Origin of the sequence: Streptomyces sp. NPDC050619 (genome assembly GCF_040654815.1) — a bacterium.
Taxonomy (GTDB): domain Bacteria; phylum Actinomycetota; class Actinomycetes; order Streptomycetales; family Streptomycetaceae; genus Streptomyces.
The window spans coordinates 1-7,837 of the sequence record NZ_JBFAIR010000094.1 but is presented as its reverse complement, the minus strand read 5'-3'; the positions used below and the strand labels follow the sequence as shown (position 1 = coordinate 7,837).

9 protein-coding genes and 6 tRNA genes are annotated in these 7,837 nt (G+C 70.4%); 7 read left to right on the top strand and 8 right to left on the bottom strand.

Translation table 11 applies throughout. The annotated features are described in order from the left end of the window. Nucleotides 1-119: 119 nt before the first annotated feature. From AB0I77_RS52990 to AB0I77_RS52970, 5 genes are all read right to left on the bottom strand, one after another. A tRNA-Val gene (locus tag AB0I77_RS52990) sits at nt 120-191 on the bottom strand. Between the two features lie 34 nt (nt 192-225). Beyond that, nucleotides 226-297: transfer RNA gene (locus AB0I77_RS52985), tRNA-Val, on the bottom strand. A 40-nt stretch (nt 298-337) separates the two neighbouring features. Next, nucleotides 338-409, bottom strand: a tRNA-Val gene (locus AB0I77_RS52980). 1 nt (nt 410) lies between these two features. Then, a tRNA-Cys gene (locus AB0I77_RS52975) sits at nt 411-484 on the bottom strand. A 38-nt stretch (nt 485-522) separates the two neighbouring features. Next, nucleotides 523-595: transfer RNA gene (locus AB0I77_RS52970), tRNA-Gly, on the bottom strand. Between the two features lie 177 nt (nt 596-772). On the opposite strand from AB0I77_RS52970, the gene AB0I77_RS52965 reads away from it, so the two are divergent. The 3 genes from AB0I77_RS52965 (at nt 773) to AB0I77_RS52955 (ending at nt 3,634) form a co-directional block, all read left to right on the top strand. After that, entirely contained in the window at nt 773-1,924 is a 1,152-nt protein-coding gene (locus tag AB0I77_RS52965) for a chorismate-binding protein (protein WP_363290237.1), read from the top strand. After that, nucleotides 1,921-2,742 carry an aminodeoxychorismate lyase gene (locus AB0I77_RS52960; RefSeq protein WP_363290236.1) on the top strand — a complete coding sequence of 274 codons (822 nt, stop codon included), beginning with the start codon at nt 1,921-1,923 and terminating at the stop codon, nt 2,740-2,742. The genes AB0I77_RS52965 and AB0I77_RS52960 overlap by 4 nt, the downstream gene beginning before the upstream one ends. Before the next feature lie 67 nt (nt 2,743-2,809). Continuing rightward, nucleotides 2,810-3,634, top strand: a complete 825-nt coding sequence (locus AB0I77_RS52955) for a GNAT family N-acetyltransferase (RefSeq protein ID WP_363290235.1) — start codon at nt 2,810-2,812, stop codon at nt 3,632-3,634. Nucleotides 3,635-3,642: 8 nt separating this feature from the next. On the opposite strand, the gene AB0I77_RS52950 is transcribed toward AB0I77_RS52955, so the two are convergent. Next, entirely contained in the window at nt 3,643-4,161 is a 519-nt protein-coding gene (locus tag AB0I77_RS52950) for a DsbA family protein (protein WP_363290234.1), read from the bottom strand. Nucleotides 4,162-4,674: 513 nt separating this feature from the next. On the opposite strand from AB0I77_RS52950, the gene AB0I77_RS52945 reads away from it, so the two are divergent. Together AB0I77_RS52945 and AB0I77_RS52940 are read left to right on the top strand one after the other, a co-directional pair. Further along, nucleotides 4,675-5,121 carry a hypothetical protein gene (locus AB0I77_RS52945; protein WP_363290233.1) on the top strand — a complete coding sequence of 149 codons (447 nt, stop codon included), beginning with the start codon at nt 4,675-4,677 and terminating at the stop codon, nt 5,119-5,121. A gap of 177 nt (nt 5,122-5,298) precedes the next feature. Continuing rightward, nucleotides 5,299-5,451, top strand: coding sequence for a hypothetical protein (locus AB0I77_RS52940; RefSeq protein ID WP_363290232.1), 153 nt, complete (start codon nt 5,299-5,301; stop codon nt 5,449-5,451). An 84-nt stretch (nt 5,452-5,535) separates the two neighbouring features. Here the strand turns inward: AB0I77_RS52940 and AB0I77_RS52935 are convergent, their stop codons facing one another. Both AB0I77_RS52935 and AB0I77_RS52930 read right to left on the bottom strand, forming a co-directional pair. Next, nucleotides 5,536-6,096: a CGNR zinc finger domain-containing protein gene (locus AB0I77_RS52935; protein WP_363290231.1), complete on the bottom strand. Its 561-nt coding sequence runs from the start codon at nt 6,094-6,096 to the stop codon at nt 5,536-5,538. Between the two features lie 487 nt (nt 6,097-6,583). Then, nucleotides 6,584-6,997 (bottom strand): SsgA family sporulation/cell division regulator, encoded by a 414-nt coding sequence (locus tag AB0I77_RS52930; RefSeq protein WP_004002642.1) that lies wholly within the window; start codon nt 6,995-6,997, stop codon nt 6,584-6,586. Between the two features lie 191 nt (nt 6,998-7,188). Between AB0I77_RS52930 and AB0I77_RS52925 the strand changes: the two genes are divergently transcribed. Together AB0I77_RS52925 and AB0I77_RS52920 are read left to right on the top strand one after the other, a co-directional pair. Then, complete coding sequence (locus tag AB0I77_RS52925) at nt 7,189-7,641, top strand: TIGR02611 family protein (protein WP_363290230.1); 453 nt, start codon at nt 7,189-7,191, stop codon at nt 7,639-7,641. Nucleotides 7,642-7,719: 78 nt separating this feature from the next. After that, nucleotides 7,720-7,791 (top strand) — tRNA-Val (locus AB0I77_RS52920). Nucleotides 7,792-7,837 lie beyond the last annotated feature (46 nt).

Below are 7,837 nucleotides of genomic sequence, written 5' to 3'. Positions count from 1 at the left end.
AAACGCTCGGCTGGAAAACCCCAGCCGAGCGCCTGCGTGATCTACTGACGGCCACGTAGACCGTCAGGTGTTGCGAGGACCCCAAGAATCCGCCCCCTCCGGCCGGGGGCTTCGGTGTGTGGACGATACTGGGATTGAACCAGTGACCTCTTCCGTGTCAGGGAAGCGCTCTCCCGCTGAGCTAATCGTCCTCGGGACCACAGCCCGGAGGCAGTGGCTGATGCGTGCGCGATACTGGGATTGAACCAGTGACCTCTTCCGTGTCAGGGAAGCGCTCTCCCGCTGAGCTAATCGCGCGGGTCGAAGCCGAACGGCTCCGGAAGCCCGGGGGCTTCAGTGGACGATACTGGGATTGAACCAGTGACCTCTTCCGTGTCAGGGAAGCGCTCTCCCGCTGAGCTAATCGTCCTTGGAGGTGGAGACGGGATTTGAACCCGTGTAGACGGCTTTGCAGGCCGTTGCCTCGCCTCTCGGCCACTCCACCAGGAGCGCAGGAGACCCGTAAGATCCCTGCTTCCTTCGAGCGGACGACGAGGTTCGAACTCGCGACCTCAACCTTGGCAAGGTTGCGCTCTACCAACTGAGCTACGTCCGCTTGTCGTTTCGGTCGGCTTCCGCGTCCCGGTGACGTCTGAACTCTAGCGGATTCCGGGGCCAGCACAAAAACACGTTTGCGCAGCGTGCTGCGCTACGCCTGCTCACAGCGGTGCCCGGGACGGCCCAAGGGACATGACCAGGTCACCCGCACGACACCCGCCATAGACTCGGCTGCGTGCTCGACCTGCCTCCTCTTGCCCGTTTCGGTGACCGTGTCGCCACCGGACTCCTCGATGTCACCGGTGATCCCGCGGCCCTGGACTCTACGGGCTTCTGGGCCGTGGCCGCTGATTTCGAGGGCCGTGTGACGTGTGCCCGCTTCCGGGACGTAGCACACCGGCCGGTGCCCGCTCCGGTGCCGGGGCGGTGGCGGGGGCCGGCCCGCGACGCGTGGACGTCTTCCCTCGACCGGGCCGCCTACACGGCGGGGGTGGAGCGCATCCGGGAGCACATCGCGGCCGGCGAGGTCTACCAGGCCAACCTGTGCCGGGTGCTGTCCGCGCCCGTCCCGGCCGGGGCCGACGTGGACGCCCTCACCGCGCTGCTGGCACGCGGCAATCCGGCACCATATGCAGGAACGATTCGTCTGCCCGCCCAAGGCGTGGAGATCGCCACCGCCTCCCCGGAACTGTTCGTGCGCCGCGAGGGCCGGGTCGTACTCTCGGGCCCGATCAAGGGCACCGGGCGGACCGAGGCGGACCTGCGGGCCAAGGACTACGCCGAGAACGTGATGATCGTGGACCTGGTCCGCAACGACCTGGGGCGGGTGTGTGCCACCGGCAGTGTGAGCGTGCCCGACCTGTGCGTGGTGGAGAAGCATCCCGGCCTGGTCCACCTCGTCTCCACGGTCCGCGGCGAGCTGCGTCAGGGGGTGGGCTGGGCGCGGCTGCTGGCCGCCACCTTCCCGCCCGGGTCGGTCACCGGAGCGCCCAAGGCGAGTGCGCTGCGGATCATCGAGGCGCTGGAGACGGCACCGAGGGGCCCGTACTGCGGAGGCATCGGCTGGGTGGACGCCGACCGGGGCACCGCGGAGCTGGCCGTGGGCATCCGCACCTTCTGGATCGACCGGGAGGAAGGCCTGCTGCGCTTCGGTACCGGTGCCGGGATCACCTGGGGTTCCGACCCCGAGGGCGAATGGCGGGAGACCGAACTGAAGGCCTCCAGGCTGCTCGCGGTAGCGTCGGGAACATACGAGGTGGGTGAGGAGAGGCTGACGACGTGCTGTGCCGGCCCGGGGGACACAGCATCCAAGAGCGGCTCCGCCGCGGGCCGGGCCCCCGGCCGACATGACGTCCCCGGTGCAGACTTGCGAGGAAGAGACCAGTGAAGCTTTGGTTCGACGGCGGGCTGCAGGACAGCGAGGCCGCCCGCGTCTCCGTCTTCGATCACGGACTGACCGTGGGCGACGGGATCTTCGAGACGGTGAAGGCGATCGACGGGAAGCTGTTCGCGCTCACCCGCCATCTCGACCGGCTGACCCGGTCGGCGCGCGGCCTCGGGCTGCCCGACCCGGACCTCGACGAGGTCCGCCGCGCCTGCGCCGCCGTCCTGGAGGCCAACCCGATGCCGCTCGGGCGGCTGCGCATCACGTACACCGGCGGCTACGGCCCGCTCGGCTCCGACCGCGGAGAGCTGGGCCCGACCCTGGTGGTCGCCCTCGGCGAGTCGACCCGGCGCCCCGACTCCACCGCCGTGATCACGGTCCCCTGGGTCCGCAACGAGCGTGGCGCGCTCACCGGCCTGAAGACCACCTCGTACGCCGAGAACGTCGTCGCCCTCGCCCGCGCCCGGCAACAGAGCGCCTCCGAGGCGCTGTTCGGCAACACGGTCGGACAGCTCTGCGAGGGCACCGGTTCGAACGTCTTCGTCGTGCTCGACGGCGAGATCCACACCCCGCCGCTCGCCTCCGGCTGCCTCGCCGGCATCACCCGCGCCCTGACCGTCGAGTGGACCGGCGCCAAGGAGACCGACCTGCCGCTGGACGTCCTGGCACGGGCTGACGAGATCTTCCTGACCTCCACGTTGCGGGACGTACAGGCCGTGCACCGCGTCGACGACCGCGAACTGCCCGGCGCGCCGGGGCCGGTGACCGCCAAGGCCATGCGGATCTTCGGCGAGCGGGCAGGGGACGACCTGGATCCGTGAAGCCGGCTCCGTAAAGGCCGAGCATATTCAGCTGACCTGGAGCGTCGTACCGGGTAGAACACCTCTGATGACCACGACCCTGCGGCCGACCGAGCCGCTTCAGCGCGCCGCCGACGGGACGCGTTCACGCCGCTACCAGGTGTGCGTGAACAGCCGTCCCGTGGGCGAGATACACCTCGGCACGTCCCCCGTCTTCGGTGACACGGTGGCCCAGATTCTGGACCTGCGCATAGAGGAGCCGGACCGCCGGCGCGGCCGGGGCACGGTGGCGGCGCTCGCCGCGGAGGAGGTGGCGCGCGGGTGGGGCTGCAAGCGGATCGAGGCGACGGTGCCCGCCGAGGCGGAGGCGGCGCTGCGGCTCGCCGCGGCCCTCGGCTACGTGCAGCGCAACCGCGCCATGGACAAGCGCCTCGGCACGACCGCGCCCGAACTGCCCGAGGGCAGCCGGGGCAGACCCCTGACCGAGACCGAGTACGGGCCTTGGCTCGAACGCGGCATGGAGGACTACGCGCAGAGCTGGATCGACCGCGGCGTCCCCGCGGACGAGGCACGCGTCAAGTCCGAGAGGGACTACGCGCGGCTGCTGCCGCAGGGCCCCGGGACCCCGGGTGTGCTGCTGAGCGTCCTTGAGCACGAGGACACCCGAGTGGGCACGCTCTGGATGGCGTTCGAGGAGGAGAGAACGTATGTCTACAACGTCGAGGCCGACGCGCGTTTCCGCGGCCGGGGACACGGCCGTTCTCTGATGCTGCTGGCCGAGGCCCAGGCGGTAAGCGCCGGAAAGCGCGTTCTCGGCCTCAACGTCTTCGCGGGCAACACCCCGGCCGAGCGGTTGTACGAGTCACTCGGCTACGTTCCGGTGCGGTACGCCATGTACAAGAACCTGCTCTGAGGCCGAGGTCACTCCGCCAGCAGCCGGTCCGCGATCTCCTCGACGCGCTCGCGCAGCCCTTCCTGGCTCTTGCCGCCGTCGAGGCGCTCGCCGCCGATGACGTAGGTGGGGGTGCCGGTCACGCCGATCGCCTTGCCCTCGGCCTGGTCGGCGTCCACGATCAGGATGTGCCGGCCGTCGATCAGCGCGGTGTCGAACTCCTCGGCGTCCAGACCTAGTTCACGGGCGACCTCGACCAGGAAGGGTTCGCCCTTACGGCCCAGCTCCGCCACCCGGCCCAGCACGGCCTCGATGTACGGCCACCCCTGCCCCTGCTCCGCGGCCTCCTCGGCGGCCTGCGCGGCGGCGAAGGCGTGCTGGTGCTTCTCCAGCGGGAAGTGCCGCAGCCGCAGCTCCAGCCGGTCGCCGTAGCGGGCGCGCAGGGCACGGAGGTCGTCCAGGGCGCTTCGGCAGTCCGGGCACTGGAGTTCGCACCAGACCTCGAGAACGACGGGGGCGGCCGGGCGGGCGGGGGAGGAGTCGCTCATGAGCCCAGTCTCCCAGCCCGGGTCCGGACGACCCAACCGGACCTCGGCCGGCACGGCGGCCACCTGCGGTGGTACGACGCCGACCGGCCTACGACCGGCCTACGACCGGCCTACGACCGGCCTACGACCGGCCTACGACCGGCCTACGACCGGCCTCGAACTGACCTCGGACCGACCTCCGAGGGACCCGATAGACCCCGACCGACCTCGGACCGGCCTCGGACCAACCTCCGACGGACCCGACGGACCCGGTGGACCCGACGGACCCCGACCGACCTCGGACCGACCTGGGACCGACCTCAGACCGGCCTCGAACTGACCTCGGACCAACCTCCGACGCACCCGACCGACCCGGACCGGCCCTGCGACCGACCCCCGACCGGCACCTGCGGAGGAGCCGACCCGGAGATGTCCCTGATGTCCTGCCCGCCCATGGCCTGGCGGGGGCGGGTGGGTGCAGGATGGAGGGGACGAAGTGGTACCTGCCCGACTGAGCCCTGCCTGGAGGACCGGATGATTGCCGAGACCGTCTGTTCCGCCGTCGCCGCGGCCGGCCTGGGCATCGCGGCGGTCACGGCGTACCGCAAGCGTTTCCTCGCCGCCGCCCGTATCGCCGCGTACTCCCTCGTCCCCATCGGCCTGGTCATGACCGGCGTCGTCGAGTGGGTCGCGGACAGCGCGTTCAGTGTCACGGCCTGGGCGGGCTTCGGGGTGCTCGGCGCCTCCTGGCTGCTGTTCGCGAGCACACGTGCGGTGGAGCGCCGCCGCGGCGGAGGTACCCGCGAGGAGCGCAAGGCGGCCAAGGGAGGCCAGCGTGAGGCGGTGGCCCCGGCGGCTTCGGCCCCCTCCCTGGGCCAGGGCGCCCGCCCGGCCGCCAAGCCCGCGAACCGGCCTCGTACCCAGTCCGCGGCGGACGACTTCAGCGACATCGAGGCCATCCTGAAGAAGCACGGCATATGACGCCCGTGGCGGTCGGCATATGACTTCCGCATGACGCACTGAAACGACACAGCGCGTCCCCGCACGTCCGGAAGTGATCACGACCCGAACCGGACATCACGGAATCCGGAGAACTCCCGCTCATAGCGGGCGTGTTGATCGCGCCTCGACCGCCGACTGCGCGATCATCGCCGCGAGATGCTGGACACGACACAGAGCGACGCCGCGCCGCCGCAGGACGAGCCGCGCGGATGCCTCTTCGCCCTTTCCCAGCCACCGCTGATGATCTTCCTTGCGGTGATCGGGTGTCTGTTGCTCGCGGCTGCGCTGCACGACCTGCTGCTGCTGTGAGCCATACCCGCGGTCCCCGGCGCCACCCGCCGGGGACCGCGTCCACACCGGCATCTCATCCGGTCCGGCAGGGCGTGCGAGCCGTCAGCCCGCTGCCTCCTTGCGCCGAGCCCGGTACGCGGCCACATGCAGTCGGTTTCCGCAGGTACGGCTGTCGCAGTAGCGGCGGGAGCGGTTCCGGGACAGATCCACGAAGGCGCGCCGGCAGTCGGGCGCCTCACAGCGGCGCAGCCGGTCCTGCTCGCCGGCCACCACGAAGAACGCCAGCGCCATCCCGCAGTCGGCGGCCAGGTGATCGGCGATGGAGGCGCCGGGTGCGAAGTAGTGCACGTGCCAGTCGTAACCGTCGTGGTCCGTGAGGCGGGGGGTGGTGCCCGCGGCGGCGACCAGTTCGTTGATCAGTCCGGCGGCTGCCCGGGCCTCCGGGGCGGCGAAGATCGCGGCGAACCGCCCGCGAACCTTGCGCACCGCGGAGAGATCGAACTCGGAGAGCACGCCGACATCGCTGATCTCGTGCTTTCGTACGAAATCCTCAAGGGCCGCGACATCCGGTAGCGCGTCGGGCGTCGTGTCGTCCTCCGGTGCGGTGTTCACCAGATCCACCACGGTGTCGAGGGAGCACCGGGTGTCGTGGGTGATCAGCACGTTTCGCTCCCTGGCCTGGGGGTCGGGCGGGCTCCCGCCGATGCTGGCCGATGGTAGTCGTGTCGCGGGGGCGGGCGCCCGTCGCCGCGACAGGCGGCATCCCGCAGGCACCGGGCCCGGCGACCCACCCGGGTGCCGGCCGTTGGTACTCCGCCCCGATCCCTAGGGTTCGTGCGGATCGACCTGGCCGCCAGGGTTCGTGCACCCATCCGATCACCAGGGCCCGGCGACCCGCCCGGGTGCCGGCCGTCGGTACTCCGCCCCGATCGCCAGGGCTCGCGCACGCCGCCCCGATCACCAGGACACACGCACGCCGCCCCGGCCACCAGGACACACCCACCCCGCCCCGATCACCAGGACACACGCGGACCGGCGCCGCCCCCGCGAGACTCGCGGTGACGGCGCCGGTCCGCGCCTTATGCGGTTGTCTGGGCCCGAGCCGTCTCCCCGAGTGGACGGCGCCGGGCGGCTCTGTGCGGTCTCGCCCCTAGCTTTCCGCCAGGATGTGCGAGAGCTCCTGATCGAGATCGAAGTGCCGGTGTTCCGTGCCGGGCGGCACGGCGGCGTCAGTCCGCTTCAAGAAGGACTCCAGGGCCCGCGCCGGGGCTTCGAGCAAGGCCTCGCCCTCCGGGGAGCTCAGGGCGATGCAGACAACGCCCTGGCCATGGCTGCGCGACGGCCAGACACGGACGTCGCCGGTTCCGGTGGGCCGGTGGAGGCCCTCCGCGAGGAGGTCGCGGGCGAACACCCACTCGACGGTCTCCTCGGCTCCGGTGTGGAAGGTGGCGTGCACGGCGTAGGGGTCGGCCGTGTCGTACCGCAGGCCTGCGGGGACAGGCAGGGAGGACTCGCTCGACACAACGAGGCGCAGGTGCAGCTCGCAGCTGACCGTGGTGTTCATAAGCGCCAGGGCCTTTCGCTCAGTGTGCGCTCGGGGATTCGCACGTCGGCGAAATCGACATGCCACCTACGGTGCCGTTGTAAACCCCTCTGAGTGTTTTGCGTGCCTTTACGTAACTCTTCCGGCCGAGAGTACGTTCGTCCGGTACGGCCATTCCGGTGACTGGTTTCCATCCGGTAGGGTTTGGGCGTATGAATACGGGGAGTGACGAGCCGGGCGAGGTTGCCGTGGCGGCGGACGAGACGAAGGCGGACCGGGCGAGGAGCGAGCAGGGGCTCGGCTCCAAGGCGCCCGAATTCATCAAGGCGCGACGCCTGCTGCACCTGAGCTGGCAGGTCGCGATCTTCATCATCGGCCTCGCGGTCGTGGTCGTGGGCATCATCATGCTGCCGCTGCCCGGCCCGGGGTGGGTCGTGATCTTCGGCGGCATGGCGATCTGGGCGACCGAGTTCGTCTGGGCCCAGCTGGTGCTGCGCTGGTCCAAGCGGAAGGTCACCGAGGCGGCCCAGCGCGCCCTGGACCCGAAGGTGCGGCGGCGCAACATCATCCTGACGTCGATCGGCCTCGTGATCGTGGGCGTGATCGTCGGCGTCTACCTGTGGAAGTTCGGCATCGTGATGCCCTGGAAGATCAAGGACCAGTGATCCGCGACGGGGGTGCGCGGGCCGGTCGTCGCCCGTCACCCGCACCCCCTGACATGGGGTAATGTTCTTCGTGCGCCCGGGCGATTAGCTCAGTGGGAGAGCGCTTCGTTCACACCGAAGAGGTCACTGGTTCGAACCCAGTATCGCCCACCCGGTTCGGCGGCCCGTCTGCTGTGACGCAGACAGGCACATCGGT

Excerpts from the sequence above, each read along its gene's own strand:
- AB0I77_RS52955 (WP_363290235.1), top strand. The coding sequence starts at position 2,810 with ATGACCACGACCCTGCGGCCGACCGAGCCGCTTCAGCGCGCCGCCGAC.
- AB0I77_RS52950 (WP_363290234.1), bottom strand. The coding sequence starts at position 4,161 with ATGAGCGACTCCTCCCCCGCCCGCCCGGCCGCCCCCGTCGTTCTCGAG.
- AB0I77_RS52945 (WP_363290233.1), top strand. The coding sequence starts at position 4,675 with ATGATTGCCGAGACCGTCTGTTCCGCCGTCGCCGCGGCCGGCCTGGGC.
- AB0I77_RS52940 (WP_363290232.1), top strand. The coding sequence starts at position 5,299 with ATGCTGGACACGACACAGAGCGACGCCGCGCCGCCGCAGGACGAGCCG.
- AB0I77_RS52930 (WP_004002642.1), bottom strand. The coding sequence starts at position 6,997 with ATGAACACCACGGTCAGCTGCGAGCTGCACCTGCGCCTCGTTGTGTCG.
- AB0I77_RS52925 (WP_363290230.1), top strand. The coding sequence starts at position 7,189 with ATGAATACGGGGAGTGACGAGCCGGGCGAGGTTGCCGTGGCGGCGGAC.